The sequence below is a fragment of the Pseudarthrobacter sp. NPDC059871 genome, assembly GCF_042731175.1.
Taxonomy (GTDB): domain Bacteria; phylum Actinomycetota; class Actinomycetes; order Actinomycetales; family Micrococcaceae; genus Arthrobacter.
Genome location: NZ_JBHWJV010000003.1, coordinates 154,988 through 181,185, shown reverse-complemented (window position 1 = coordinate 181,185; position 26,198 = coordinate 154,988). Strand labels below are relative to the sequence as shown.

The 26,198-nt window shown below is 67.5% G+C and carries 22 protein-coding genes; 8 read left to right on the top strand and 14 right to left on the bottom strand.

Annotated elements, in window-relative coordinates; all coding sequences use genetic code 11:
• Window positions 1-112: 112 nt before the first annotated feature.
• The 5 genes from ACFV4R_RS05945 to ACFV4R_RS05925 are packed head-to-tail and all read right to left on the bottom strand — an operon-like array spanning window position 113 to window position 6,041.
• On the bottom strand, window positions 113-1,564 hold the full coding sequence (locus ACFV4R_RS05945; protein ID WP_377201487.1) for an aldehyde dehydrogenase (NADP(+)): 1,452 nt from the start codon (window positions 1,562-1,564) through the stop codon (window positions 113-115).
• A gap of 58 nt (window positions 1,565-1,622) precedes the next feature.
• Window positions 1,623-2,726, bottom strand: coding sequence for a mandelate racemase/muconate lactonizing enzyme family protein (locus tag ACFV4R_RS05940; protein ID WP_377201488.1), 1,104 nt, complete (start codon window positions 2,724-2,726; stop codon window positions 1,623-1,625).
• Complete coding sequence (locus ACFV4R_RS05935; RefSeq protein ID WP_377201489.1) at window positions 2,726-3,628, bottom strand: 5-dehydro-4-deoxyglucarate dehydratase; 903 nt, start codon at window positions 3,626-3,628, stop codon at window positions 2,726-2,728. The genes ACFV4R_RS05940 and ACFV4R_RS05935 overlap by 1 nt, the downstream gene beginning before the upstream one ends.
• Window positions 3,625-4,590, bottom strand: a complete 966-nt coding sequence (locus tag ACFV4R_RS05930; RefSeq protein WP_377201490.1) for an NAD-dependent epimerase/dehydratase family protein — start codon at window positions 4,588-4,590, stop codon at window positions 3,625-3,627. Before ACFV4R_RS05930 ends, ACFV4R_RS05935 begins: the two co-directional genes overlap by 4 nt.
• A 38-nt stretch (window positions 4,591-4,628) precedes the next feature.
• A complete protein-coding gene (locus ACFV4R_RS05925; protein WP_377201491.1) occupies window positions 4,629-6,041 on the bottom strand; it encodes a Gfo/Idh/MocA family protein in 1,413 nt (470 codons plus the stop codon).
• A gap of 358 nt (window positions 6,042-6,399) precedes the next feature.
• Between ACFV4R_RS05925 and ACFV4R_RS05920 the strand changes: the two genes are divergently transcribed.
• A complete protein-coding gene (locus tag ACFV4R_RS05920) occupies window positions 6,400-7,434 on the top strand; it encodes a LacI family DNA-binding transcriptional regulator (protein WP_377201492.1) in 1,035 nt (344 codons plus the stop codon).
• Window positions 7,435-7,440: 6 nt separating this feature from the next.
• Here the strand turns inward: ACFV4R_RS05920 and ACFV4R_RS05915 are convergent, their stop codons facing one another.
• Window positions 7,441-8,133: a FadR/GntR family transcriptional regulator gene (locus ACFV4R_RS05915; RefSeq protein ID WP_377201493.1), complete on the bottom strand. Its 693-nt coding sequence runs from the start codon at window positions 8,131-8,133 to the stop codon at window positions 7,441-7,443.
• Window positions 8,134-8,200: 67 nt separating this feature from the next.
• On the opposite strand from ACFV4R_RS05915, the gene ACFV4R_RS05910 reads away from it, so the two are divergent.
• Complete coding sequence (locus ACFV4R_RS05910) at window positions 8,201-9,562, top strand: alpha-hydroxy-acid oxidizing protein (protein ID WP_377201494.1); 1,362 nt, start codon at window positions 8,201-8,203, stop codon at window positions 9,560-9,562.
• Window positions 9,563-9,565: 3 nt separating this feature from the next.
• On the opposite strand, the gene ACFV4R_RS05905 is transcribed toward ACFV4R_RS05910, so the two are convergent.
• Both ACFV4R_RS05905 and ACFV4R_RS05900 read right to left on the bottom strand, forming a co-directional pair.
• On the bottom strand, window positions 9,566-10,237 hold the full coding sequence (locus ACFV4R_RS05905; protein ID WP_377201495.1) for an ArsR/SmtB family transcription factor: 672 nt from the start codon (window positions 10,235-10,237) through the stop codon (window positions 9,566-9,568).
• Between the two features lie 77 nt (window positions 10,238-10,314).
• Window positions 10,315-11,526: an acetoin utilization protein AcuC gene (locus tag ACFV4R_RS05900; protein WP_377201496.1), complete on the bottom strand. Its 1,212-nt coding sequence runs from the start codon at window positions 11,524-11,526 to the stop codon at window positions 10,315-10,317.
• A gap of 105 nt (window positions 11,527-11,631) precedes the next feature.
• Between ACFV4R_RS05900 and ACFV4R_RS05895 the strand changes: the two genes are divergently transcribed.
• Entirely contained in the window at window positions 11,632-13,065 is a 1,434-nt protein-coding gene (locus ACFV4R_RS05895) for a TrkH family potassium uptake protein (RefSeq protein WP_377201497.1), read from the top strand.
• A gap of 40 nt (window positions 13,066-13,105) precedes the next feature.
• Window positions 13,106-13,744: a TrkA family potassium uptake protein gene (locus ACFV4R_RS05890; protein ID WP_171059109.1), complete on the top strand. Its 639-nt coding sequence runs from the start codon at window positions 13,106-13,108 to the stop codon at window positions 13,742-13,744.
• Between the two features lie 13 nt (window positions 13,745-13,757).
• Here the strand turns inward: ACFV4R_RS05890 and proC are convergent, their stop codons facing one another.
• From proC to ACFV4R_RS05865, 5 genes are all read right to left on the bottom strand, one after another.
• A complete protein-coding gene (gene proC / locus ACFV4R_RS05885) occupies window positions 13,758-14,591 on the bottom strand; it encodes a pyrroline-5-carboxylate reductase (RefSeq protein WP_377201498.1) in 834 nt (277 codons plus the stop codon).
• A gap of 213 nt (window positions 14,592-14,804) precedes the next feature.
• The gene (locus tag ACFV4R_RS05880; RefSeq protein WP_377201499.1) at window positions 14,805-15,794 is read right to left on the bottom strand and encodes a Ppx/GppA phosphatase family protein; all 990 of its coding nucleotides are present in this window, start codon (window positions 15,792-15,794) and stop codon (window positions 14,805-14,807) included.
• 7 nt (window positions 15,795-15,801) lie between these two features.
• Complete coding sequence (locus ACFV4R_RS05875; RefSeq protein ID WP_377201500.1) at window positions 15,802-16,221, bottom strand: SseB family protein; 420 nt, start codon at window positions 16,219-16,221, stop codon at window positions 15,802-15,804.
• A gap of 52 nt (window positions 16,222-16,273) precedes the next feature.
• Entirely contained in the window at window positions 16,274-19,012 is a 2,739-nt protein-coding gene (gene topA / locus ACFV4R_RS05870; RefSeq protein ID WP_377201501.1) for a type I DNA topoisomerase, read from the bottom strand.
• Between the two features lie 134 nt (window positions 19,013-19,146).
• Window positions 19,147-20,796 (bottom strand): methyltransferase, encoded by a 1,650-nt coding sequence (locus ACFV4R_RS05865; RefSeq protein WP_377201502.1) that lies wholly within the window; start codon window positions 20,794-20,796, stop codon window positions 19,147-19,149.
• 44 nt (window positions 20,797-20,840) lie between these two features.
• On the opposite strand from ACFV4R_RS05865, the gene ACFV4R_RS05860 reads away from it, so the two are divergent.
• Window positions 20,841-21,344, top strand: a complete 504-nt coding sequence (locus ACFV4R_RS05860) for a hypothetical protein (protein WP_377201503.1) — start codon at window positions 20,841-20,843, stop codon at window positions 21,342-21,344.
• 76 nt (window positions 21,345-21,420) lie between these two features.
• Window positions 21,421-21,990 carry a hypothetical protein gene (locus ACFV4R_RS05855; RefSeq protein WP_377201504.1) on the top strand — a complete coding sequence of 190 codons (570 nt, stop codon included), beginning with the start codon at window positions 21,421-21,423 and terminating at the stop codon, window positions 21,988-21,990.
• Between the two features lie 29 nt (window positions 21,991-22,019).
• Here ACFV4R_RS05855 and ACFV4R_RS05850 read toward each other — a convergent pair whose 3' ends face one another.
• A complete protein-coding gene (locus tag ACFV4R_RS05850; RefSeq protein ID WP_377201505.1) occupies window positions 22,020-22,913 on the bottom strand; it encodes a rhodanese-related sulfurtransferase in 894 nt (297 codons plus the stop codon).
• Window positions 22,914-23,029: 116 nt separating this feature from the next.
• Here ACFV4R_RS05850 and ACFV4R_RS05845 point away from each other — a divergent pair, with 116 nt between their 5' ends.
• A complete protein-coding gene (locus tag ACFV4R_RS05845; protein ID WP_377201506.1) occupies window positions 23,030-23,722 on the top strand; it encodes a GNAT family N-acetyltransferase in 693 nt (230 codons plus the stop codon).
• Window positions 23,723-23,806: 84 nt separating this feature from the next.
• Complete coding sequence (locus ACFV4R_RS05840; protein ID WP_377201507.1) at window positions 23,807-26,194, top strand: DEAD/DEAH box helicase; 2,388 nt, start codon at window positions 23,807-23,809, stop codon at window positions 26,192-26,194.
• Window positions 26,195-26,198 lie beyond the last annotated feature (4 nt).

The window sequence follows — 26,198 nt, the reverse complement described above, 5'->3', positions numbered from 1 at the left end:
CGCGCGCTCACATCATGTGCTTAAAACCCAAACGCCCGCTCACTAGTGGCCGCCAATTCGGCACCCGGTGAGCGGGCGTTTCGGTTATACCGCCATCAAGTGAGCGGGCGTGTCAGGGAAGCACCAGTTCGCCATCCACGCGGCGCGGAATGCCCAGCGGGTTGTCCTCGCGCAGGGCGGGGTGGAGGACCGTTTCCGGGGCGTCCTGGTAGGCGACGGGGCGCTGGAAGCGGCGGACCGCCGTCGCGCCCACCGAGGTGAACAGGGACGTGGTGGCCGGGTACGGGCCGCCGTGCTGCTGCGCCCAGTTCACGGCAACGCCCGTGGGCCAGCCTTCGAACAGGACCCGGCCGGCGAGCCCGGACAACTGCTCAACGAGCCCACCGATCTCCTCGCCGGGCTGGGCGTGGAGTGTGGCGGTCAGGCTGCCCGGCACCTTGGCCAGGACCGCTGCGAGCTCCTCCTGGTCCGTGTACTCGATCAGCATGGTGGTGGGGCCGAAGCACTCCTCCAGCAGCTGCTCCGGGCGTTCCAGCACCTTCGCGGCAGTGGTGGAGAAGACCACCGGCGCCGCGCCGTTGGCCGCAGCATCCTGGTCCACGGTGCCGCCCACCACGTCCACGCCGTCCACCGACGCAAAGCTGCGAAGGCCGTCCGGGTAGGCCTCGGCGATGCGGCTGGTGAGCATGCCGTGGGCCGGCTTGTCCTTGCTGGCCTCTGCCACGTCCGCGGCGAAGGACGTCCCGGCCGGGATGAACACCAGGCCCGGCTTGGTGCAGAACTGTCCGGCGCCGAGCGTGAAGGAGCCTGCCAGCCCGGTGGCGAGATCGCCGGAGCGTTGTTTCAATGCGGCGGCCGTGATGACCACCGGGTTGAGGCTGCCCAGCTCGCCGTAGAACGGGATGGGCTCCGGGCGGGATGTGGCGAGGTCGAAGAGTGCCCGGCCGCCCGGGATGGAACCGGTAAAGCCGACCGCCTTGATGGCAGGGTCCTGCACCAGTGCCGTCCCCATTTCCCGGCCGCTGACCAGGGCGAAGAGGCCTTCCGGTGCGCCGGCGCCACGGAGGGCGTCAGCGACGATTTCCGCCGTCCGCTCGGACAGCCGCACGTGGCCTGAGTGGGCCTTGACGATGACGGAGCAGCCAACAGCCAGGGCCGAGGCAGTGTCGCCGCCGGCAACGGAGAAGGCGAACGGGAAGTTCGACGCCGAGAACACGGCCACCGGGCCAATGGGCTTCAGGATGCGGCGCAGGTCGGGCTTCGGCGGGGTGGATGACGGGTCCGCGTGGTCGATGATCGCTTCGAGGTAGGAGCCCTCGGTGATGACGCGGGCGAACAGGCGCAGCTGGCCGGTGGTGCGGGCCACCTCACCGGTCAGCCTGGTAGCGCCCAGGCTGGTCTCGGAATCGGCGATCTCCACCAGTTCCGCGGCGTTCGCGTCCAGGGCGTCGGCCACCGCATTCAGCCAGCCGGCCCGCTCGGCGTCGGAAGCCGCTGCCGACGTGCGGGCGGCATCGGTAGCCGCCGCGGTCAGCTCGGACAGGGAAAGCGTTGCAGTTGTCACGTCAGGTACCTGTTCTGTTTATGTACGTTCTTCGTTACATTGCGTGGTTGCTGTGTGCTCACACAACATCCCGGAAACGGAAGCCCAGTCCGGGCCGGTCCGCCAGGGTCACCCTGCTGTCGCTGAACCGGACCGGCGACGGCCCGACCAGGATGCCCAGCTGCTCGAAGGACGCCTCTTCGACGTCCTCCACCAGCGTGGGCTCCGCCAGGGTCAGCGCCAGCTGCCCGGACAGCTCCGGCAGCAGGTGCGGCATCACCTTGATGCTGTTGGTCCGTGCCAGCTCCACGATTCGCCGGAACGGGGTGATCCCGCCAACGCGGATGATGTTGGGCTGGATGATGTCCACCGCCTCCGCTTCAATGAAATCGCGGAACCGATAGATGGTGTGCAGGTTTTCGCCGAGGGCGATGGGCACCGGTGAGTGCTTCCGCAGCCGGCGGTAGGCCCAGAGGTCATCCGCGCGGAGGGGTTCCTCCAGCCAGTCCAGCCCGTATTCGGCAAGCACCTCCAGCGCCCGGAAGGTGGTGGGCAGGTCCCACCGCTGGTTGGCGTCGATCATGAGCCGGCGGTCCGGTCCCAGGACGGAGCGGACGGCGGCCACGCGTTCGGCATCTTCGCGGAGGTCCGGTTTGCCCACCTTGATCTTCACGGCCTGGTGGCCGGCGGCCACCCAGCGTTCGGTCTGTGCCACCAGTTCGTCCAGGGTGTAATGCAGGTTCACCCCTGATCCGTAGACCTCGGCGGACTCCTGCCGCTGGCCGATCAGGCCGGTCACCGAAGTGCCGGCGTTGCGCGCCTGCAGGTCCCACAGGGCAAGGTCGAGTCCGGCCATCGCGATGGTGGTCAGTCCCCCGCCGCCGGCCTCATGCAGCCGCTTCCACACCGCGTCCCACACCGTTTCCGGGTTGGCCGGCAGGCCGGTGACAAACGGGGCGATGTCGTAGTCCAGCAGCGCCTTGACCGCCTGCGGGCCAATGGTGGGGGTCCAGGAAAAACCGAGCCCCGCGCCGCCGTCGTCCGTGTGGATCTCCGTGGCGATCACGTGGTTCTCCGGCGCCTCCGCACCCCAGTGCCGGCGGAGTGGGACGGTCAGGAGCCGGGTGGTCAGCCCGGTGATCCGGGGAACAGTGCGGACGGCAACGGCTGCGGGGGCACTCATCAGCCGGCCAGCTCGTAGCCCCTGGCCAGGATGGCCTTGAGCTCCACCAGCTGTTCCTCGGTGGGATCCACCAGCGGCGGACGGACCGGGCCCACGGGCAGGCCGCCCAGGCGCAGGCCCGCCTTGATCAGCGAGACGCCGAAGCCGGGGGTCTGGTCGCGCAGGCGGACCAGGGGCGCGTAGAAGCCTTCGAGCAGTGCGTTGCGCCGGTCCTCGTCACCGGAGACGTACGCGTCGTAGTAGGCCTTGGCGATCTCCGGTGCCATGGCGAACGCTGCCGACGAGTAGAGCGGAATGCCCAGGCCGCGGTAGGCGCCCTGGGTGAGCTCGGCGGTCAGCAGGCCGTTGAAGAAGGCGAAGTCCTCGCGTCCGGTGGCCTTGACGGCGGAGACGATCTCCTGCGCCAGGCCCACATCGCCCAGTCCGTCCTTGAAGCCGACCACCTTGGGGTTGGCGGCCAGGCGCACCATGGAGGCGGCCGTGAACTTGGCGTTGCCGCGGTGGTAGACGATCACCGGCAGGCTGCTGGCGTCGGCGACGGCCTCGATGTAGGCCACCAGGCCGTCGGTGGGGCCGGTGACCAGGTAGGGCGGCAGGACCAGGAGGGCGTCAGCCCCTGCTTCCTCGGCTGCCTTGGCGGCGGCGAGGGCGTGGCCCAGCGGCCCGCCGGCGCCGGCAACCACGGGAACCTTGCCTGCCACGACCTCGACGGCGGCCGTCACCACGGTGCGGACCTCCTCGATGCTGAGGGCGTGGAATTCGCCGGTGCCGCAGGCGGGGAAGACGCCGCCGGGGCCGAACGGGAGCCGTGAAGCAATGTGCTCCTTGAGCAGGTCCACGTCAACGGCGCCTTCAGCCGTGAACGGGGTGACGGGGAAGAAGAGTACGCCGTCGAATTTCATGATGTCTCCTTGGTTCCGCTGCCGGCGGTCACCAGCGCGGAGGTCTCGTCGTTGAGGGTTTGGTGGGACTTGAGTTCAGTGCGCCAGCTGCGCTTGGGCTGCCAGCCCAGCAGTTCCTGTGCCTTGGCGATGGAGAAGGCGGGGCTGCTGCCGGTGAGGCCGCCGCTGATGGCGTCGCTGCCGGGCAGGAACCGGGGCATGAGTTCCGCCAAAGGCCCGGTGGCCAGGGCATCGGCGGCGCCCACAAAGAAGGTCTCGCCGTTCGGGATGGATTCCATCCTGTCCAGCAGCAGGTCCAGGAACTCCGCCACATCACGGGCGTCCACATAGTTGAACAGGGCCGGCGCGGACAGGGCGGGATCGGCAAGCCGCTCGGCAAGGGTGTGGCCCTGCTGGGTGGGAGCGCCTTCCCATTCCTCAGGGGAAATCACGAAGCAGGGGCGGAACGCCGCATAGCGGATCCTGTCCCCTTGGGCTGCGGCGAACATCTGGACTGTCTGCTCGGCGATGAGCTTGGACAGGGCATAGGCGTTCCACGGCTTGGCCGGCGTGCGCTCATCCAGCGGGAACGACGGCGGGAGCCAGCCCGCGGGCGACCCGTAGCCGAGCACCGTGGGGCTGCTGGCGGTGATGATTTTCGGCACGCCCAGCTCCGTGGCGGCGCTGATGACGGCGAAGGCGAGCCGCGTATTCGTGGCAAAAATGACGTCCTCGGGTGCGCTGAAAGGCACGGCGATCGCGGCGAGGTGGATGACGGCGTCGGGCCTGGCGTCCCGGAGGAGGCGAAGGGCCTCCCCCGGTGCCAGCAGGTCCGCGGTTGCCTGTTCGACGCCCGCCGGCAGCAGCTCGGCCGGCAGGGCGTCGCGGTCCACCGAGATGACGTGGTGGCCGGCTTCGGCGAGCCCCGCCACCACACTGCGTCCCAGCCGGCCGGAGCCGCCGGTGACAAAGATCCTGCTCATGGTTGTTCCTTAGGGTCCGGTAATAGTGGGTGCGGGCATCAGGGGGCGCGCCGGAGGTCGACGCCGAGGTCCAGGTCCTCGATGCGCACGGGCAGTGATGATTCGAGCGAACGGTTGCCGGCGATGCCGACGGAGACGGAGCGGAGTCCGTCCAGGTAGCCGGAGGGCCGGCCCAGCGGGTCCTCGCCGGGGCCGTTGAAGAGGTCGGAGAGGAGGAGGGCGTCGCCGCCGCCGTGGCCGCCTTCGCCGTTGACGATGGGCACCTCGTAGGCAGGCTCCCAGTGGCGCTGGACCACCAGGCGCTCACCGTTGCGGCGGACGGCGTCCTCTTCCTCGACAGGTGTGGCGCTGGGATCAACAACGGTCTTCTTGTCCGTGCTGTGCAGGACGGCGGCGCGTTCCACCACCTCGAGTTCGGCCCGGCCTTCGGTGCCGTTGACCGCCACGCGGTAGCCCTCCCAGGGGCTGTGGGCGTTCAGGGAGTAGCTCAGGCGGGGGCCGCCCTGGTACTCCACCACCAGTGCCAGGTTGTCCTCGATGGTGATGCCGCCGGTGAAGACGTCCTGGTCGCGGCGGTAGCCGTCATAGTGCTCGTTGTCCAGGAAGAGGGCCTTGAGCCGCTCATCTTCACGCAGGTCGAGGGCGAACGGATCGCGTTCGCCGGCGGGGGTGTCCGCAGCCGGGGTGCCGCGCTCGGGCCGGGCGCCGAGTCCCCGCTCCGCAGCGTTCGTGTCGCCGTAGAACTTCAGGCCGCCGGACGCGAAGACCCGTTCCGGGACGTCGTCGATCCACCAGTTGACCAGGTCGAAGTGGTGGGAGGCCTTGTGGATGAGCAGGCCGCCGGAGTTCTTCTTTTCCCGGTGCCAGCGGCGGAAGTAGTCGGCGCCGTGGACGGTGTCCAGGACCCAGCTGAAGTCAATGGAGGTGACTTTGCCGATCACGCCGCTCTGGATGATTTCCTTGAGGGCGCTGTTGCGGGGCGAGTAGCGGTAGTTGAAGGTAACCACCACGTTGCGCCCGGTCTCCTGAACGGCCTGGGTGATGCGGCGGCAGCCTTCGGCGTCGATGGTGAGCGGTTTTTCGACGACGACGTCGGCGCCGGCGCGCAGCCCCTCGACAATGAAGTCGGCGTGTGTGTAGTCCGGCGTGGTGACCACGACGCGGTCAATGTTGTTGGCCTGGACGAACGCCGTCAGGTCCTTGGGGTCGAACGAGGCGATGGGCCCCGGGGCGCCGAGTTCCTGGATCAGCTTCTGGTAGAACTCCACCCGGCCGGGATTGACGTCGGAGAAGGCCACGAGCTCCGCGGTGTCGGCGTGCTTGCCGAAGATGGCGCGGATGTACATCTCGGAGCGTCCGCCGGTACCGATCAGGGCGAAGCGGGCCTTGCTGCCGTTTCCGGGGTGGGCTCCGATGGCCACTGCTGGACTCGATTCGGCTGTGTTGACCATGGGGGTCCCTTTCGAAGACTGGTGCCCGGCCCGTTGGGTGATCCGGGGAGGTGGCGCCGGTGCACTGCAGCACCGCTGAGAAAGCGTTTTCTCGGTTCGCTATAGAATTTGTATCAACAGCAACCTGCTTCCGTCAACCATTATGGGTACTGGGAGAAAGCGTTTTCTACCGCTGGCATGTCCAGCGATCCCGGAAAAGCGGGAAAAGCGTGGGAAAACACGGGAAAACAATAGAAATCGCTTTCCCATCGCGTTATATGCTGTCACTCAACACACCGCCATCAGGCGGCCGGAAGCTGCTGCAGCGCTGGCAACCCGGCCGTGGACCCGAAGTCCGTGGCGCTAGGAAAGGTTCCCTATGGTCAGGAAATCGGCAACCGGCCGAATTGGCATCGCGGATGTCGCCGTGAAGGCGGGCGTCTCGCACGCCACGGTTTCCCGCGTCATGAACGGTAACTACACAGTGGATCCGGAGATTGCATCCCGCGTCCGCGCGGCGGCGGCCGAGCTGAAGTACCAGCCCAACCCCGTCGGGCGCAGCCTGGCGCTGGGCAAGACGGACACCATCGGGATTGTGGTGCCGGACCTGGCCAACCCCACCTTCCAGGCGATCCTCCGCGGGCTGAGCCGCGCCGCCGCCCAGGACGGTTACCGCGTCCTGATCGCAGACTCCTTCGAGGTCTCCAGCGAGGAGGCCATCCTTGCCGGTGAGGCGCGCCGCCGCTGCGACGGCCTTGTCCTGTGCGCGCCCCGCATGACGGATGCCGAGCTGGAAGAGATCGCACCGTCCCTGCACCCGCTCGTGCTGATCAACCGCACCACCGCCACTGCTGGCGTGCCCAGCCTGGTGGTGGACTACGGGCAGGGCGTCCAGGACCTCGCCGAACACCTGGTGGAACTCGGCCACACGCGGCTGGCCTTCCTGGCAGGCCCGCCGCGAAGCGCCTCCAACGGCATGCGACTGCAGGGGCTGGAAACGTTCAAGGCCGCCCACCCGCACGTGGACGTCACCATGCTTGAAGGCGGCTCGGACTTCGATACCGGCCACGAGGCCGTGGATGCGGTCCTGGAGTCAGGCGCCACGGGCATCCTGGCCTTCAACGACCTCGTGGCCATGGGGCTCATGAGCGGCCTGCATGAACGCGGCATCGACGTCCCCGGCGACATGTCCGTCACCGGGTTCGATGACATTCCTTTCGCAAAATACACGACGCCGGCCCTCACCACCGCCGCGGTGCCCATCACCGAACTGGGTGAGCAGGCCTGGCGCCAGCTCCGGGCGCTCATCCGCAAAGAGGAGAACGATGCCCCGGGCAGCAGGTACCAGCCGCGGCTTGAGGTGCGCTCCAGCAGCGGCCCCGCCAGGGCAGCGCGGACTGCTGTCCACGGCTGAGCGGGGTCAGCGGTCCGGGGCCAGCCCGGCTTCCTGGTAGAACCCCTCGATATGGGCGGCCACCAGCCGTGCCGCGGTCCCGCCGTCGGCCGCCCTGATGGCGGCAAGGATGTCACGATGCTCCGTGCGCAGCCGGTATGACATGGCTTCCCAGTCCGGCAGGTTGGCGGTGAGATCGGCCGCGTACCCCTGGATCGATTCCCGCAGCGAACCCATCATGGCGCTGACCACTGCGTTTCCCGCGGCGTCGGCAAGCGCCAGGTGGAACCGCACGTCGAGGGCCAGGAAGTCGTTGACGGGGAGGTTTTCCGCCGCCATGGCCTCCACCAGTGCCGCAGCCTCATCCAGCCCCGGCGCGTCCGGGACGGCCTTGGCAGCCGCCCATGACTCCAGCAGCACGCGGGTCTCAACGATGTCCGCCACCGGCAGGTGCCTGGTGGCCACATGCAGCCGCAGCGCGGAGCCGAGGGCCGTTGCGGGGTCCGAAATCACCACGGTGCCCGCCTCTGGCCCCGATCCCACGCCGGCCCGCACCACCCCCATGGCTTCCAGGACCCGGATGGCTTCACGCACCGACGTCCGCGAGACCTTCAGCTGCTCGGCAAGGCTGCGCTCGGCCGGCAGCCTGCCGCCCACGGCCAGCCTGCCAGCTGAGAGTTCGTTCTCGATCCAGTGCAGGACCAACTGGTGGGTGCGCATGGATGAATAGTACTTGATGTGGTTGGACCACAGCGTTTAGAGTGTGGTTAGACCACAGGAGGACGTCATGACCCACACCATCCAAGCCAACACTCCGGAGGCCACCCCCGCGCCGGAGGCCACGGACATTCCCGCAGCGCAGGCACCTGCCGGGGCTCCGGCGCCGTCCGCCCCCGCCGGTTCCGCGCCCCCTGCCCTGCCTGCGGCGCTGCGCCGCCGGGTCCCCAAGTACTCGGACCTGGCCCCGCTCATGCAGTTCAAGAAGCCGGACTTCAGCAAGGACGCCCGGCTCAAGCGGGCCAGCACCATCTGGGAACTCCGGGACATCGCCAAGCGCCGCACCCCGCAGGCACCCTTCGACTACACCGACGGCGCGGCCGAAGGGGAAATCACCCTCCGCCGCGCCCGCCAGGCCTTCCTGGACATCGAATTCCGGCCGGGGATCCTGCGGAACGTCTCCACGATCGACCTCAGCACGGACATCCTGGGCAAACCCTCCCGCCTCCCGGTGGGCATCGCCCCTACCGGTTTCACGCGGATGATGCAGTCCGAAGGCGAGTACGCCGGTTCCCAGGCGGCCGAGGCGGCCGGCATCCCCTACACGCTGTCCACCATGGGCACGGCCTCCATCGAGGACGTGGCCGCTGCAGCGCCGAACGGCCGCAACTGGTTCCAGCTCTACCTGTGGACGGACCGGGACCGGTCGCTGGAACTCATCGAACGCGCCGCGAAGGCCGGCAATGACACCCTCATGGTCACCGTGGACACCGCCGTGGCCGGGGCCCGCCTGCGCGACGTCCGCAACGGCATGACCATCCCGCCGGCGTTGACCCTCAAGACCGTCCTGGATGCCTCCTACCGTCCCGCCTGGTGGTTCAACTTCCTCACGCACGAGCCGCTGACGTTCGCATCGCTCTCGCGCTACACCGGCACTGTCGCAGACCTCATCAACTCCATGTTCGACCCCACGCTCACGTTCGAGGACCTCGACTGGCTCAGGGAAACATGGAAGGGCAAGCTGGTGGTCAAGGGCATCCAGACAGTGGAGGACGCCCGCCGCGTGGTGGACCACGGCGCCGACGGTGTGGTCCTTTCCAACCACGGCGGCCGGCAACTGGACCGGGCACCGATCCCCTTCCACCTGCTCCCCGAAGTCCGGCAGGCCTTCACCGCGGACAACACCGACGCGGCCATCATGCTGGACACGGGAATCATGAGCGGCGCGGACATTGTTGCGGCCCTGGCCCTGGGTGCCGACTTCACGCTGATCGGCCGCGCCTACCTCTACGGCCTGATGGCCGGCGGCCGCGCCGGGGTGGACCGCACGCTGCAGATCCTGGAAAAGGACATGGCCCGCACCATGGCGCTGCTCGGCGTCAGCCGGATCGCCGACCTGACGCCGGAGCATGTCCGGCTGCTGGGGAAATAGACCCTACTTCTTGCGCCCGAACTTCGGCAGGTTGGGGAGGTTGGCCAGCAGGTCTGCGGCACGGGTGGCGGCACGCCCCACCGACCTCCCGATCTGCTGCGGAACGCTGTCATCGCTGAGCGGCGCCGAGGTACCGCCAGGAATGACGACGGCGGGACTCAGTTCAGCGCCGTCCCGCACCAGGACGTCTGCGGACACAGCGCCGGCGGGAACTGCTTCAGGCGTCCCCTCGCCGACGCTGGCTGGTTCGGCGTCCGCCGATTTGGCGGCAGCAGATGCAGCCGGCGCAGATTCGGCGGCGGCAGTTTCCGATGCAGCAGCGGCCGCGGCCGGCTTGTCCGCGGCTGAGCCGGCGGGCTTCGTGCCGGCTGCAGCTTCGGTCGCGGCAGCGGCTTCAGGCGCCGCGGCGAGGGCGCCGACGTCGAACATCCCCAGCCAGCTGGCCACGCCCTCAAGGGGCTTCCGGTTCAGCGCGTAGTACCGCTTTTGGCCCTGCGCGCGCATGCTCACCAGCTGCGCCTCGCGGAGGACTTTCAGGTGCTTGGAAATGGTGGGCTGGCTTGCTGCCAGTTCCTCCACCAGTTCGCCCACGGCTTTGTCCCCGTTGCACAGCGAAGCCAGGATGTCCCGCCGGGTTGATTCCGCAATGACGGCAAATACGTCGTCTGTCACCATGCCTCCCACCCTAACGACATATACGCCGAAAGGCATCAACTATTTCGGGGTCTGAAGGGAATGGGACGGAGGCCACGTCAGTCGAACCAGGGGTCCAGTCCATGCAGCGGAAAAACGGCCTTGCGGGTGGCCATCACCGTGCGGTCCACGGCGTCGTTGGGGTCGAACCCGACCTCCCAGGAGCGCCACCACAACTCGACATCGTCGCCCATCAGTTCCGGCGCGGTGGCACCGTATTTGGCTTCGACGTAGTCGCGCCAGTCCTGCGGCACCGGGGTGCGGAGGGGCACCGGCCGGCCCGCCGCGATGGCCACCAGGTGGCTCCAGGCGCGGGGCACCACGTCCACCACGTTGTATCCGCCGCCGCCGGTGGCGATCCACCGGCCGCCACAGAATTGCGCAGCAAGGTTCCCGACGGCGGACGCGGCCTCACGCTGGCCGTCCACGCTGAGGTTGAGGTGGGTCAGCGGATCCGTCCGGTGCGAATCGCAGCCGTGCTGGCTGACAATCACCTCCGGGCCGAAGGCGGCCACCACCTGGGGAACCACCGCATAAAAAGCCCGCAGCCATCCCGCATCCCCCGTTCCCGAGGGCAGGGCCACGTTTACTGCCGTCCCCTCGGCCTCCGGGCCGCCGAGCTCGTTGGCAAAGCCTGTACCGGGGAAGAGTGTCATCCCCGATTCGTGCAGCGAGAGAGTCAGCACGCGGGGATCGTTCCAGAAGATGCTTTCCGTTCCATCGCCGTGGTGAGCGTCGACGTCGATGTACGCCACCTTGCGGACGCCGCCGTCGAGCAGCTTTTGCACGGCCAGTGCGGCGTCGTTATAGATGCAGAACCCGCTGGCCCTGTCCCGGGCGGCATGGTGCATGCCCCCTCCGAAGTTGACGGCGTGCACGGCTGAGCCGTCCAGGATCCGGGAGGCCGCCAGCAGCGACCCGCCGGCCAGCCGGGCGGCGGCCTCATGCATGCCGGCAAACGCGGGGTCGTCCTCGGTGCCCAGTCCCCTCGATTCATCAGGGGTGGACGGATCAGCGCTGACCTTCCGCACCGCTGCCACATAGTCCGCCGAGTGGACTGCTTCGAGTTCGCTGTCCGTGGCCACGCCCGGAGCCTCCACAGCCACATGGTCCAGGTCGAACAGGCCCAGGCTCTCCGCCAAGCGGGCTGTGAGCTCCATCCGCGCGGGCGCCATGGGGTGCCCGTGGCCAAAGTTGTACGCCGTCATGTCAGCGCCCCATGCCACCATCGTTGGCGGCGCGGGCTGGCGGAGGCCGGGCAGGTATGTCATCAATCACAGGCTACCTGAGCACAGCACCCCGCCGGCCCCGGCCATGACGGGGCCTTTAGTGGTTTACTACTGGGGGAAGCAGATTCGACCGAGGAAAAGCCACACATGACGCAAAGCCAGTCGAGGCCCCGGACCCCGGCCAGCTGGCACCCCCCAGCGCAGGAGCGGGAGGGCCTCTGGATCTTTACCCGGTTGCGCGACTTCATCGACGACATCGCCAACACCTCCCCCGCCCGGCTTGCCCTCAGCGCATTCGCCGGCGTGTGCCTGGTGTTCACCTTCCTGCTGTCCCTTCCGGTGTCTTCCGCCTCCGGCACAGCCACGCCACTGCACCAGGCCCTGTTCACGGCCGTGTCGGCGGTCTGTGTCACCGGGCTGACGGTGGTGTCCACCGCCGTCCACTGGTCCTTCTTCGGACAGCTGGTGATCCTGGTGGGCATCTTCATCGGTGGTTTGGGCACCCTCACCCTGGCCTCGCTCCTGGCGCTCATGGTCAGCAAGCGGCTCGGCGTGCGCGGCAAGATCATCGCGGCCGAGTCCATGAACAACGCAGGACGCCTGGGCGAGGTGGGCACGCTGCTTCGGATCGTCATCACCACGTCGGTGGTCATCGAAGGCATCCTGGCCCTGACCCTGATCCCCCGCTTCCTCACCCTCGGCGAGGGCTTCTGGCAGTCCGTCTGGCACGGCATCTTCTATGCCATTTCAGCATTCAACAACGCCGGCTTCACCCCACACTCGGACGGCATCGTGCCCTACGAGACGGACTTGTGGATCCTGATTCCCCTCATGGTGGGAGTCTTCCTGGGCAGCCTCGGCTTTCCGGTGGTGATGGTCCTGCAGCAGAACGGGCTGAACTGGAAGAAATGGAACCTGCACACCAAGCTCACCATCCAGGTCTCCTTCATCCTCCTGGCCGCCGGAGCGTTCCTCTGGGCGCTGATGGAGTGGGACAACGCCCGCACCATCGGGCCCATGGGGTTCGGTGACAAGATCACCCATTCGCTGTTTGCCTCCGTCATGACCCGATCAGGCGGATTCAACCTGGTGGACCAGAACCACATGGAATCCACCACCAAACTGCTCACGGACGCGCTGATGTTCGCCGGCGGCGGCTCGGCGTCGACGGCGGGCGGTATCAAGGTGACCACCATCGCCGTCATGTTCCTGGCCATCATTGCCGAGGCGCGCGGTGACGCGGACGTGAAGGTGTACGGCCGGACCATTCCGCAGGGCACCATGCGGGTGGCCATCTCCGTGATCGTTGCCGGTGCCACCCTGGTTTCGGTCTCTGCCTTCCTGCTCCTTCAGATCAGCGGCGCGTCCCTGGACCGGGTACTGTTTGAGACGATTTCGGCCTTCGCCACCGTTGGCCTGAGCACCGGGCTCAGCGCCGAGGTGGCCCCGGAGGGTGTCTACGTCCTCACTGCGCTCATGTTCGCCGGCCGCGTGGGCACCGTGACCCTCGCCGCTGCCCTGGCCCTGCGCCAGCGCAGCCAGCTGTACCACTACCCCGAAGAGAGGCCCATCATTGGCTAGTTCGTCAGAAGCTTCCCGGCGCCCCGCCCACAACGCGCCCGTGCTGGTTATCGGGCTGGGCCGCTTCGGCTCGTCCACGGCCGAGCAACTGGTCAAGCAGGGCCGCGAGGTCCTGGCGATCGAACGGGACCGGAGCCTGGTGCAGAAGTGGGCTCCGCTGCTGACCCATGTGGTGGAGGCGGACGCCACCAACATCGATGCCCTGCGCCAGCTTGGTGCTCAGGAGTTCAGCTCGGCGGTGGTGGGCGTGGGCACCTCCATCGAGTCCTCGGTGCTGATCACGGTGAACCTGGTGGACCTTGGCATCGAGCACCTGTGGGTGAAGGCCATTACGCCGTCCCACGGCAAGATCCTGACCCGGATCGGCGCCAACCACGTGATCTATCCGGAGGCGGACGCCGGCGTCCGGGCGGCGCACCTGGTGTCCGGCCGCATGCTCGACTTCATCGAATTTGACGACGACTTCGCCATCGTCAAGATGTACCCGCCGCGCGAAACGGTGGGCTTCACGCTGGATGAGTCGAAGGTGCGCTCGAAATACGGCGTGACGATCGTCGGGGTGAAATCCCCGGGCGAGGACTTCACCTACGCCCGCCCGGAGACCAAGGTTTCCTCCCGCGACATGCTGATCGTTTCAGGCCACGTGGATCTGCTGGAGCGGTTCGCCGCCCGCCCCTAGGGTTTCGCTCTGATTAGCCGAGCTGCTTGGTGATTTCCGCTGCCCGGTCCGCTGCTGCCCGCGCGCCGGCGGCGATGATGGACGGAATGCCCTGTTCATCGAAGGTGGCAATGGCGCGTTCGGTGGTGCCGTTGGGGCTGGTTACTGACTTGCGGAGCACCGACGGATCCGCGCCGGGCTCTGCGAGCATAAAGCCGGCGCCCGCCACGGTCTCACGTGCCAGCAGCACGGCGAGATCGTGGTCCAGGCCCAGCTCTTCCCCTGCCGAGGCCATGGCCTCAGCCAGGTAGAAGGCGTAGGCGGGGCCGGAGCCGCTGATGGCCGAGAGCGCGTCCACCTGTTCCTCGGGGACTTCGACGACGGTCCCAGCACCCTGGAAGAGGTCCTTCACCTGCTGGAGCTGGCCGGGCGTGCAGTTGGTGCCGGGCGAGACGGAGATGACGCCGCGGCCCAGTTTCGCCGGGGTGTTGGGCATGGTCCGGATGACGGGCTGCCCCGCCGGGAGTGCAGCTTCCAGCTGGGCGATGGAGACGGCTGCGGCCACGCTGACTACGATCGTGTCCGGGGTGAGCGCGGGGCTGATCTCCCGGGCCAGGTCCGCAATGCCCACCGGCTTGACGCCAAGGATCGCGACGGCGGACCCTTTAGCGGCCTGCCGGTTGTTGTCCGGTTCCTCCTCGCCGGCGATCGCGGTGATGCCGTGGTACCGCTCGGCCAGTTCAGCGGCACGCTCGGCCCGGCGGACTGTTGCCACGATGTCTGCCGGGTTGGTGCCGGCTTCCACCAGGCCGCCGAGGATGGCTTCGTTCATGGACCCACAGCCAAGGAATGCAATTCGGTTGCTCATTGCTCCATCATTGCAGGCCGCCCCCATTCACAGGCAACTCCCATGTTCAGTGCAGGGGGCGCACAACTTGCGGTCCTAATGTAGTTAGTACCTCATTGAGGGTGCGAGTGATGCGGCAGGCATGGGGATGTCTGCCAGGGCACCGGCGGTGGCAACAGGTTTTCCCCCATTTTCCTGTTGCCGCCCCGGTGCTTCCGCTTTTAACCGGTTCTTTTAGAAGGTGGGCTGCACGGCCGGCGGCGCGGCGATATGCGGCGCAGGCTCCAGCGGCCCGTCAAACACCAGCTGGTCCAGCCGGCGCAGGATGAGGCCCTCACGCAGGGCCCACGGGCAGATCCGGAGCTTCTTGAACTTGAACAGCTCCAGGGCGGCCTCCGCCACCAGCGCACCGGCCAGGAGTTGGTGGGCCCGCGCCTCGGAGACACCGGGCAGGTGCAGCCGGTCCTCGGCCTTCATGGCGGAAATGCGCTGCGCCCAGACGCCGAGGTCCGTGGCGTTCAGTTCCCGTTTGACGTAGGGGCCGGCTGCGCTGGGCGCTGCACCGGCAATGCGGGCCAGCGACCGGAAGGTCTTGGACGTTCCGGCTACCAGGTTGGCCCTGCCCAGGCCGTCGAACTCGCGGACGGCGGGCTTCAGCGTTGACCGGATGTACCGCCGCAGTTCCTTGACGCTCCTGGCCGAGGGCGGGTCCTCGGCCAGCCAGTCCCTGGTGAGCCTGCTGGCGCCCAGCGGCACCGAGGTTGCGACTTCGGGGAGCTCGTCCTGGCCGAAAGCCATTTCGAACGAGCCGCCGCCGATGTCCAGGTTCAGGATTGGACCGGCGCCCCAGCCGTGCCAGCGCCTGACGGCAAAGAACGTCATGGACGCCTCTTCGCTGCCGGTCAGTTCCTGGAGCGTCACAGTGGTCTCGTGCTTGACGCGCGCCAGGACCTCGGCGCCGTTGGTGGCCTCACGGATGGCCGACGTGCAGAAGGCCAGAAGGTCCTCGGCCTTATGGCGGGCGGCGAACTCCCAGGCTTCCAGGACGAACTCGGTGAGCTCGTGCTGGCCCTCGTCGCTGATGCTGCCGTCCGGTTCCAGGTACTGCACCAGGGACAGTGGCCGTTTGTGCGAGGCGAACGGCAACGGCCGCGCGCCGGGGTGGGCATCCACCAGCAGGAGGTGGACAGTGTTGGACCCGATATCGAGGACGCCTAGCCGCATGGTGACATTATTGCTCGTCAGCGCGCTTGAAGTCGCGCTTGATGTTTGCCACGCCTTCCGGGTTGATCTCGAATCCGTAGGCTGCGCCGGGGTTGATCACCAGGCCCAGTTCCTCGCCGATGTTGGCGATGATGGCCGCGCCCTGGGTTCCCAGCACGTTGGGAGCTGCGTCCAGGTACTGCTGGTCCACCCGGGTGGGGTGCGAGAAGACGGCCAGGACGGGGGCGCCCTCGGAATTACCCAGGACCAGGGGCTCCACCTGTGAGTCCTCGCCCTCGATGCCGTCTGAGCTGATGATGTAGACCTCGCTGTTCAGGAACGACAGGATGACGTCCACTGGGTTCGCGTCGGGCTCGTTGCCCGTGGCGAGCTTTTCCTCGAGGTCGTTAAGCGGCGTGGGATCGGCGATTCCGGTCTGTTCAGTCATTCCCCTAGCCGATCACGATACGGTGGCCGGCGCAAACGCGCCGGCACCGCTGCTACTTCTTGGCCGTTGCCTTCTTCTTGGCCGGCGCCTTGCGGGTGGCGGTCCGCTTGACCGGGCCCTTGGCGCGTTTTTCGGCGAGCAGTTCCACCGCCTGTTCGCGGGTGAGCTCCTCCAGCGAGGTGGCTCGCGGAACCGTGATGTTGGTGATGCCATCGGTGATGTACGGGCCGAACCGGCCTTCCTTCACCACGATGTTCTTTTCGGACACCGGGTCCGGACCGAACTCGGCCAGCGGCGGCACCGCGGCACGGGCACCGCGCTGCTTGGGCTGCGAGTAGATCTCCAGCGCCTGCTCCAGCGTGATGGTGAAGATTTCCTCTTCGGTCTCGATGGAGCGGGAGTCCGTCCCCTTCTTCAGGTACGGGCCAAACCGTCCGTTCTGGACGGTGATGAGGTTTCCTTCGGAGTCCTCCCCCAGTGCCCGGGGCAGGCTCATGAGCTGCAGCGCCTCGTCCAGGGTGACGGACTCAACCGTCATCGACTTGAACAGCGACCCGGTGCGCGGCTTGGCCTTGACCGGCTTCTTAGGCGGTTTGGGCTTGCCGTTCTTGTAGTACTCCACCGGCTGGGCAGCGATCTGTTCCTCGGTCATCTCGGGAATGACTTCGGTGACGTATGCGCCGTAGCGGCCGTTCTTGGCAACGACGGTGTGCCCGGTGTGCGGATCAGCGCCCAAAACGCGTTCCTCCGGCGCCGCCGTCTCCATCAGTTCCACAGCCTTGGCGGCGGTGAGCTCGTCCGGTGCCAGGTCCTCCGGGACGTTGGCGCGCGGGGATTCGACGATCTCGCCGGTCTTGGGATCAACCGTGGCCGCGGAGCTTTCCAGGTAGGGTCCGAACTTGCCCACCCGCAGCGTGATCTGGTCGGTGATGGGGATGGAGTTGATCTCGCGGGCATCGATCTCACCGAGGTTATTCACGATGCTCAGCAGCCCGGGGTCCGAGTCTTCACCGAAGTAGAAGTGCCGCAGCCAGGAAGTGCCCGCGGCCTGGCCGTTGGCGATCTTGTCCAGGTCGCCTTCCATGTCCGCCGTGAACTCATAGTCCACGTAATCCGAGAAGTGCTGCTCGAGCAGGCGGATCACGGAGAACGCGATCCAGCTCGGAACCAGCGCGGAGCCCTGCTTCCGCACGTAGCCGCGGTCCTGGATGGTGGAGATGGTGGAGGCGTAGGTGGAGGGGCGGCCGATGCCCTTCTTTTCCAGCTCCGCCGTCAGGGACGCTTCGGTGTAGCGCGGGGGCGGCGAGGTTTCGTGGCCCACTGCCACGATGTCCGAGGCCTTCAGCGAGTCGCCCTTGGCCACGTTGGGCAGGCGGCGGGCTTCGTCGGAGTCGTCGTCGCCGCGGCTCTCGTCCTTGCCTTCCTCGTAGGCGGCCAGGAAGCCGGGGAACGTGATGACGGTGCCGGAGGCGCTGAACTCGGCATCGCGGCCGGCAGCGTCGCCGCTGACGGCCACGGCACCCAGGCGGATGGTCGCCGTCGAGCCCTTGGCGTCCGCCATCTGCGAGGCGACGGTGCGCTTCCAGATCAGTTCGTAGAGGCGGAACTCGTCGCCGCGGAGCTGGGAGGCAACCTGGGCGGGGGTACGGAAGGAGTCACCGGCGGGGCGGACGGCCTCGTGGGCTTCCTGCGCGTTGGCTGCCTTGTTGGTGTAGACGCGGGGGGAACCGGGGATGTACTCGGGCCCGTAAAGTTCGGAGGCCTGGCGGCGGGCTGCCGTCAAGGCTTCGTCGCTTAGTGCGGAGGAGTCGGTACGCATATACGTGATGTAGCCGTTTTCATACAGGCGCTGGGCGATCTGCATGGTGCTCTTGGAGGAGAAACGCAGCTTGCGGCCGGCCTCCTGCTGCAGCGTGGAGGTGGTGAACGGCGCGGCGGGGCGGCGGGTGTACGGCTTCGTCTCAACGGAGCGCACCGTGAAGGGTGCGTCCTGCAGCCCGGCGGCCAGGGACGCGGCCAGCTCCTCGTTCAGGTGCGCCACGTTCTTGGACGTGAGGACGCCGTCGTCGTTGAAATCGCGGCCGGTGGCAACCTTGGCGCCGTCAACAGAGGCCAGCTTCGCCTTGAACGAACCGGAATCCGCACCGAACTGTCCTGTCAGGTCCCAGTAGGACGCGGCTTTAAAGGCCATGCGTTCGCGTTCGCGGTCCACCACCATGCGGGTAACCACGGACTGCACCCGGCCGGCGGAGAGGCCGCGGGCCACCTTGCGCCACAGGACGGGGGAGATTTCGTAGCCGTACAGGCGGTCCAGGATGCGGCGGGTTTCCTGGGCGTCCACCAGGTCCTGGTCAACGTCGCGCAGGTTGCCCATGGCACGCTGGATGGCTTCCTTGGTGATTTCACCGAAGGTCATCCGGTACACGGGGACCTTGGGCTTGAGGACTTCCAGCAGGTGCCACGCGATGGCTTCGCCCTCGCGGTCCCCATCGGTTGCGAGGTAAAGTTCGTCGGCGTCCTTGAGCGCAGCCTTGAGCTCAGTCACCTTTTTCTTCTTGTCCGGGGACACCACGTAGTAAGGCTTGAAGTCGTGGTCGATGTCGACGGCGAACTTGCCTACCGAGGTTTTCTTCAGTTCGGCGGGGAGCTCCGACGGCTGCGGCAGGTCGCGGATGTGACCAATGGAGGCCTCAACGATGAAGCCCTCGCCGAGGTACTTGGCGATGGTCTTGCTCTTGGCCGGAGACTCCACAATCACGAGTTTCTTGCCGGTTTTGGCCTTGCTTGGCACGGTGCTCCTACAGAAAAAGGTTGCTGGGGCAGATGAGCCCATATTGGCCTAGTTCACCATATTTTGGACAATCCTGCGCATTCATGTGGAAAACGGGGGGTACCAAAAGGGGTGCTGAGACCACGGGTGGAAGGTCAATTTTCGGCCGGCAGGAGGAAGCCGTCGCGGACCAAATTTTCGACGTCCGCCAGCAGCCTCCCGCGGAAGGAACCCTCCCCGGATCCGTCGTCCCCGCTGCCCAGCAGCGCCTCAAGGGCGCCGGCAATCTGGCCGGCGGTCAGGTCGCCGTCGCACGCTGACACGAACCCGGCAAGTTCGGTGCTGAGGAGGTTGGTACGCCGCAGCCCGGCACCCTGCCGCAACAGGATCACGCCCGGGTGCTCGGCACCGGGCCGCTGGTGGCGCTCCTCCGTGACATCGCCGGCCACCAGCAGGTACGCGTCCGCCACAGAGTGCGCCGCCAGCCAGTCGCTGCGTTCGACGGCGGCGCCCAGGTGGGGGCCGACAGGCTGCTCGATGGGGTAGCTGATTTCCTCGAAACGCCGGAGGACGGGCTGCCCGGTGGGAGTTTCTGCCGCCGGGCGCCGGAGCCACACCATGCCGAAGCCGATGCCCTCGACGTTCCGGGAGGCGAAGTCGGCAAGGTACGCCCCATAGGCGTCGCGGTAGTGGTCGCGGTCCCTGCCCTCGGAAGCGTCCTGCAGCCACGTCTCCGCGTACTGTTCGGGGCTGACCTGCTCCCGCTGGATGAACCAGGCGTCGGTGCCGGGCCGGACCCACGACTGGGGACGTTCGTGCCATTCGGTACCGGCTGCCACTTCCCAGTTGCCCAGCATCTGGGCCGTGCCGCCGGGCGCCAGCACCGTGGGAAGGTCCGCCACGAGGGAAGCGACGATTTCGTCGCCAGGCAGGCCGCCGTCGCGGTAGGTGAACTGGTCCGCGGCGTCCTCGCCGGCGCTGCGCGGGGTGATCACGAAGGGCGGGTTGGATACCACCAGGCCGAACTCCTCGACTGCCACGGGCTCCAGGAGTGAGCCGAGCCGCAGGCTCACCCGGTCGGCCAGCCGGCCGGGGTCAACCGAGAGGGCCTCCGCGTTGAGCAGGATGTTGAAGCGGGTGAAGGCCAGGGCGCGTTCGGAAATGTCGGTGGCCGTGACGTGCTCGCAGTGGTGCAGCAGGTGGAAGGACTGTATTCCGCAGCCGGTTCCCAGGTCCAGGGCCCGGGCGGCGTGCCGGCGGACGGTGGTCTGCACCAGGGTGGTGGAAGCCTGCCCGATGCCCAGGACGTGGTCATGCCGCAGGACGCCGGCCTGCTGGTGCGCGGCGAGGTCGCTGGCCACCCACAGTTCGGCGCCGCCGCTGCCGTCTTCATTCTTCTCCCAGCCGTAGGGCCGCAGGTCCGCTTTGGCGGACAGGCGGCCGGTGCCGGGTACGGGCTGCAGCAGCCCCAGCTCTTCCAGGCCTTCCGCACGAATCCCCGGCAGGGCGGCGTCGAGCGTTGCCCTGTCCTGCGGTTCGGCCAGGAGCCAGAGGCGCACGACGGCGGCCAGGGGCGCCGCGGCAGCGTCCTCCCGGACGGCACGGTCCACGGCCAGCATCGCAGGGATGATCTGGTCCCGGTTCAGCGCGGCGGACGCTGACGGACCCAGGAGGCCCGCGACGCCGTCGAGCGTGTAGTCCAGCCGCCGCAGGTCCGCGGCGAGCGCCCGGAGCAGGTGGGGCAGGTCGCTGCGGGGAGCGTCGGGAGTGTTGCCGGCAGTGAACTCAAAGGGGGTTTCAGGCACCGGACAAGTTTAGTCCGGGACGGGACAGCAGGTAGCGTTGAGGCATGCCTTCCAGCCTTCCCTTCCTGGCGCGTGCCCGCATGCGGTCCGCCACCCACCCTCCGGAACGGTCCGGCGGGCCGAAGCTGAAGGCCATTGCGGCCGCTGCTGCCGCGCTGGCTGCCCTGGCCCTGGCTGGTTGCTCATCAGTTGTTTCGGTGGAGAACGCCGATGTTCCGCAGTGGCGCACCACGGCGCTCCCCACGGCCCCGGACTCGGTTCTTGACGACGCCGGCAAGATCCTCAACCGCGACCGGATCGTACAGGGGGCTGCCGACGTCCCCGCGGGCAACTACACGCTGACGGCCACCTGCGACGGCGGCGGAAAGGCCTTCTTCGCGGTATCGCTGAACGGCGCCGCGATCACCGAGGCGGGGGCTGCCTGCAACGGCAGCAAGGAGACGTCCAAGGTTGCGCTCCCCGAAGCGGGCAGGCTCGAAATCAGCACCTCAAGCGTTGATGCGCCGCTCATTTACGCCTACCAGCTGGCTCCGGCGGCAGCGCGTTAATACGGTGGTTCCTGCTCTGGCAGGCGGGCGCCCGCAGGCATAAAGTCGGGATATGCCCAGTGTGCGGAGATTCTCCGTGCCGCGTCCCTTGGGAGCCCCCTGCGGAGCGACACCACGGGCGGCAGCACGGGCGACGCCAGCGCGGAAGCCGGCAGGCGCCGTCGTTGGCGTTGTGCTGGCGGCCGGCCTGGCGCTGGGCGGCTGCGAATACACGTACGACGACGGCCGGAACTACGCCGCGTCGGCGGGGGCAGAGGCGACCGCCGTCCCTGGTCCCCTCTTCACCAGGGATCCGCTGACGCGCGACCCCGTGGGCCAGGATGAGCTGGACGGGTGGGTGGCCCGCACGCTGCCGGCCCCGCAGCCCGCCGTCCACACTGGCGCCGGCGTGCTGGCCGCCGGCGAAGTGCGGTCCGATGCCTCGCCCGCCTTGGGTACAGGGACCTACGCGTTGACCCTGGCCTGCCGGAGCCAGCGCCGCGTGAACTTCACCGTCCGCAGCGACACGCTGACCCTGGTGGATTTGGGCCTGCGCTGCGGCATCAACCGTGAGAACGTCATCTACCTTTCGGCGCCGACTGCCCTGACCGTCACGGTGGAGGCCAGGACCGGGGCCAACTACGCTTTCCGGCTCCGCAAGTTGTAAAGGGGCAGACGGCGGCTGGGCGCAGCCGGTCAGGCCGCGCAGCCCCCGGGGCAGCGGAGGGTTTCCGGGCTGGCGGCGCAGTCCGCGCAGTACAGCGTGAGGGTGCGGCAGCTGGGATTGGAGCAGTTTTCGAACTTGTTGGTAGGCGCCTTGCAGCGGACGCATTCGCCTATGGTTTTGGCTTCGTCGCTGAATTCGAGGTGCATGCGTTTGTCGAAGACGTACAGCGAGCCCTCCCACAGGCCCTGGTCCTTGTAGGCCTCACCATAGCGGACGATCCCGCCGTCCAGCTGGTAGACCTCCTTGAAGCCGCGGTTGACCATGAGGCTGGACAGGACTTCGCATCGGATTCCACCGGTGCAGTACGTGACTACCGGTTTGTCCTTCAGGGCGTCGTATTTGCCGGACTCGAGTTCCTTGATGAAGTCGTGCGTGGTGGCCACGTCCGGGACGATCGCGTCCTTGAACCTGCCGATCTGGGCCTCGAACGCGTTGCGGCCGTCGAAGAAGACCACGTCCTCGCCGGCCTGCTTCCGGGCGTCCACCAGCTGGTGGAGTTCCTCGGGCTTGAGGTGTGTTCCGCCGCCCACCACGCCGCCGGCGTCCACTGTGAGCTCGCCGGGTGCGCCGAAGGAGACGATCTCGTCACGGACCTTGACGCTCAGCCGGGGGAAGTCCTCCGCGCCGCCGTCGGACCATTTCACGTCGATGCCGTGGAAGCCCTTGTATTCGCGGGTGGTCTTGACGTACTGCTTGACCGCGCCGATCTCGCCGCCCACGGTGGCGTTGATGCCGTCCTTGGAGATGATGATCCTGCCGGTCAGGCCGAGCTTCTCGCAGAGGGCACGCTGCCAGAGCCGCACTGCGTCGGGATCCGGGATGGGGGTAAAGCCGTAAAAAAGGACGATTCGGTTCAAAGCCACGTATTTAAGGGTATCTGCCTTTCCACGAACCGTGTCCGCGTCCGCTCCATCACGAATTGCATAAGCTCTGGGGCGTACCCTGTTGCTTGTGATCGGGCTGGCATAGTCTTCATGCCATGAGTCCGGAAACGTTGATTGAAGACATCACTGGCCTTCTTGAAGTGTGGGTGGCGGGCTGGGCCGGCTGCCGCGGGTACCAGACCTCCACCGAGGGCCGCTTCCCCGCCGCGCTCCGGTCCGACACCAGCGGGGAATGGGAATACTTCGCCGCCGACCCCACTGACCAGGAGTTCGCTGAGCTGGCCGCCAGGACCGCGGAAGCCGCGCCGCGGGTCCTGACCATCCTCACCAATGACATTCCCCGGTACACGGCGCTGGCGGCCAGGCACGGGCTGAACGTCACCTCCGATTCCCAAACCATGATGATCGTGGACATGGAAACGCAGGATGCCGAGGACCCCTGGCTCTCCGACGACGACCTGTCCCTGACCACGTCCACCCACCATGGCGTGCACTATGCCGAGGTCAAATCCGGTGAGGCGCCTGCGGCCAGTGGCAGGGTCTTCGTGGTGGGTGAGACGGCAGTCTTCGACAAAATCATCACAGAGCCGGCGTTCCAGCGCCGCGGACTGGGCAGCTTCATCATGCGGGCGCTGGCAGCGCAGGCATTCGAACACGACGTGCAGACGGGGCTGCTGCTGGCCTCCATCGACGGCCAGAAGCTGTACTCCCACCTGGGATGGAGCACTGTTTCGCAGGTACTGATGCTCTCGGCGTCGCACGACGGTTCGGACCTGTCCCTGAGCTGACTCCGCCGACGGTCAGCGCGGAGGTCCTTTACCCCGATGGCGAACCCCGCCGGCGGTGTCCGTGCCGGGTGAAACAATGTTGGGGTGAACCCCCATGACTCCCTGATCCCTTTGCTGGGCCGCGGCCCGGACCCGGAGCAGCTGCGTCATGTCCGGACCATTCCCGCGCGCGCCGCGGTCCATGAGCCGTGGCCGGAGTGGGTGCACCCGGACCTGGTGGCGGCGTACGGCTCGCTGGGGATCGGGGAGCCATACCGGCACCAGGTGGAGGCAGCAGACATCGCCCATGGCGGCGGCCACGTGGTGGTGGCCACCGGAACGGCGTCGGGAAAGTCTCTCGCCTACCAGCTGCCGGCCCTGGACGCCATCCACCGGTCCGAACTGCGGGTGTTGGCCGAGCCCGGGAAGATCCACGACGACGGAGCGGTCACACTGTACCTCTCCCCCACCAAGGCCCTGGCCGCCGACCAGCTGAACGCCATCCGTGCGCTCCGGCTGCCCGCCGTCCGGGCCGAAACCTACGACGGCGACACAGACCCCTCGTCCCGGCGCTGGATCCGGGACCACGCCAATTTCATCCTGGCCAACCCGGACATGCTGCATTTCGGCATCCTGCCCAACCATGCGTGGTGGGCAGGATTCTTCCGCCGCCTCCGGTACGTCATCGTGGACGAGGCCCACAGCTACCGCGGCGTTTTCGGATCCCATGTGGCCAACCTGATGCGGCGGCTCCGCCGGATCTGCGCCTACTACGGGGCCGGCAGTTCCTTTCCTGAGCCGGTGTTCATTGCAGCGTCCGCCACGGCGTCTGACCCTGACACGTCCTTCTCCCGGCTGATCGGTGCACCGGTCAAGGCCGTCTCCCGGGACGCCTCACCCCACGGTTCCACCACTGTGGCGTTCTGGGAGCCTGCGCTGACCGAGTTACGCGGTGAAAACGGGGCGAAGGAGCGGCGCACCGCAGTGGCCGAGACCGCGGACCTGCTGGCCAACCTCGTCTCTGCCCAGGTGCGGACCATCGCGTTCATCAAGTCGCGGCGCGGAGCCGAAACCATTTCGACCATCACCAAACGCCTGCTGGACGAGGTGGATCCCAGCCTCCCGCAGCGGGTGGCCGCCTACCGGTCCGGTTACCTGCCGGAGGAACGCCGGGCAGTGGAAAAGGCCCTGCGGTCAGGCCAGTTGCTGGGGGTTTCCAGCACGTCGGCGCTGGAACTGGGTATCGACATATCCGGGCTGGACGCGGTGCTGGTGGCGGGTTGGCCCGGCACCAGGGCGTCCCTGTTCCAACAGATCGGACGGGCGGGCCGGGCCGGACAGGATGCCATCGCGGCCTTTGTTGCCAGCGACGATCCCCTGGACACCTTCCTGGTGAACCACCCCGAGGCCATTTTCGACGTATCAGTGGAAGCCACGGTCTTCGACCCCGCCAACCCCTATGTGCTGGGTCCGCACCTCTGCGCTGCCGCAGCCGAGCTGCCCCTCGGTCCGGGCGAGCTGGGACTGTTCGGCGGCACCGCCGAGGGGTTGCTGGACCGGCTGGTCTCGCAGGGGTACCTGCGGCGCCGCCCGGCCGGCTGGTTCTGGACCCACCCCCAGAGCGCCGCGGCCATGGTCAATTTGAGGGCCGACGGCGGCGGTCCCGTCAGCATCGTGGACGCGGACACCGGCTCGCTGCTCGGCACCATGGACTCCCCCCAAACCCACTACCAGGCGCACAACGGCGCCGTGTACATCCACCAGGGTGACAGCTACGTGGTGGAAGACCTGAATGAGGAGGACCACTGCGTGGTGGTCCGCCGCGCCAACCCCGATTACTACACCACGGCCCGGGATGTCACCCAGATCGAGGTGCTGGAAACAAAGCGGACCATGCAGTGGGGCGACATCACTGTCCACTTCGGTGACGTGAAGGTCACCACCCAGGTTGTCTCCTTCCAGCGCAAGGCCCTGATCTCCAATGAAATCCTGGGCGAGGAGCCGCTGGAACTCGGGGCAAGGGACCTGTTCACGAAGGCGGTCTGGTTCGTGGTGGACAACCGCTCCCTCACCGCCGCCGGTCTCATCGAGGCCCAGTTCCCCGGGGCCCTGCATGCTGCCGAACACGCCGCGATAGGCCTGCTGCCGCTGGTGGCGTCCAGCGACCGCTGGGACATCGGCGGTGTCTCGACGGCCCTGCACGCCGACACCGGGGTACCCACCATCTTTGTGTACGACGGGCACCCCGGCGGCGCCGGATTTGCGGAGCGCGGTTTCGAAAAGGCCAAGGTGTGGCTGGCGGCCACCCGGGCTGCCATCGAAGCCTGCGAGTGCGAGTCCGGGTGCCCGTCCTGCGTCCAGTCACCCAAATGCGGCAACAAGAACAACCCGTTGGACAAGGCAGCCGCCATCACCCTCCTTGGCGTCCTGCTGAGGGACGCCACAGAGTCCGCGCCGGTTGAACAGCCGGACACAGGATCCCGGCTCACCTAGGTAC

Coding starts and splice junctions, on each gene's coding strand:
- ACFV4R_RS05860 (WP_377201503.1), top strand. CDS start 20,841: ATGCCTTCCAGCCTTCCCTTCCTGGCGCGTGCCCGCATGCGGTCCGCC.
- ACFV4R_RS05915 (WP_377201493.1), bottom strand. CDS start 8,133: ATGCGCACCCACCAGTTGGTCCTGCACTGGATCGAGAACGAACTCTCA.
- ACFV4R_RS05895 (WP_377201497.1), top strand. CDS start 11,632: ATGACGCAAAGCCAGTCGAGGCCCCGGACCCCGGCCAGCTGGCACCCC.
- ACFV4R_RS05940 (WP_377201488.1), bottom strand. CDS start 2,726: ATGAGTGCCCCCGCAGCCGTTGCCGTCCGCACTGTTCCCCGGATCACC.
- ACFV4R_RS05935 (WP_377201489.1), bottom strand. CDS start 3,628: ATGAAATTCGACGGCGTACTCTTCTTCCCCGTCACCCCGTTCACGGCT.
- ACFV4R_RS05920 (WP_377201492.1), top strand. CDS start 6,400: ATGGTCAGGAAATCGGCAACCGGCCGAATTGGCATCGCGGATGTCGCC.
- ACFV4R_RS05905 (WP_377201495.1), bottom strand. CDS start 10,237: ATGGTGACAGACGACGTATTTGCCGTCATTGCGGAATCAACCCGGCGG.
- ACFV4R_RS05845 (WP_377201506.1), top strand. CDS start 23,030: ATGAGTCCGGAAACGTTGATTGAAGACATCACTGGCCTTCTTGAAGTG.
- ACFV4R_RS05925 (WP_377201491.1), bottom strand. CDS start 6,041: ATGGTCAACACAGCCGAATCGAGTCCAGCAGTGGCCATCGGAGCCCAC.
- ACFV4R_RS05930 (WP_377201490.1), bottom strand. CDS start 4,590: ATGAGCAGGATCTTTGTCACCGGCGGCTCCGGCCGGCTGGGACGCAGT.
- ACFV4R_RS05880 (WP_377201499.1), bottom strand. CDS start 15,794: ATGCGGCTAGGCGTCCTCGATATCGGGTCCAACACTGTCCACCTCCTG.
- proC (WP_377201498.1), bottom strand. CDS start 14,591: ATGAGCAACCGAATTGCATTCCTTGGCTGTGGGTCCATGAACGAAGCC.
- ACFV4R_RS05910 (WP_377201494.1), top strand. CDS start 8,201: ATGACCCACACCATCCAAGCCAACACTCCGGAGGCCACCCCCGCGCCG.
- ACFV4R_RS05875 (WP_377201500.1), bottom strand. CDS start 16,221: ATGACTGAACAGACCGGAATCGCCGATCCCACGCCGCTTAACGACCTC.
- ACFV4R_RS05900 (WP_377201496.1), bottom strand. CDS start 11,526: ATGACATACCTGCCCGGCCTCCGCCAGCCCGCGCCGCCAACGATGGTG.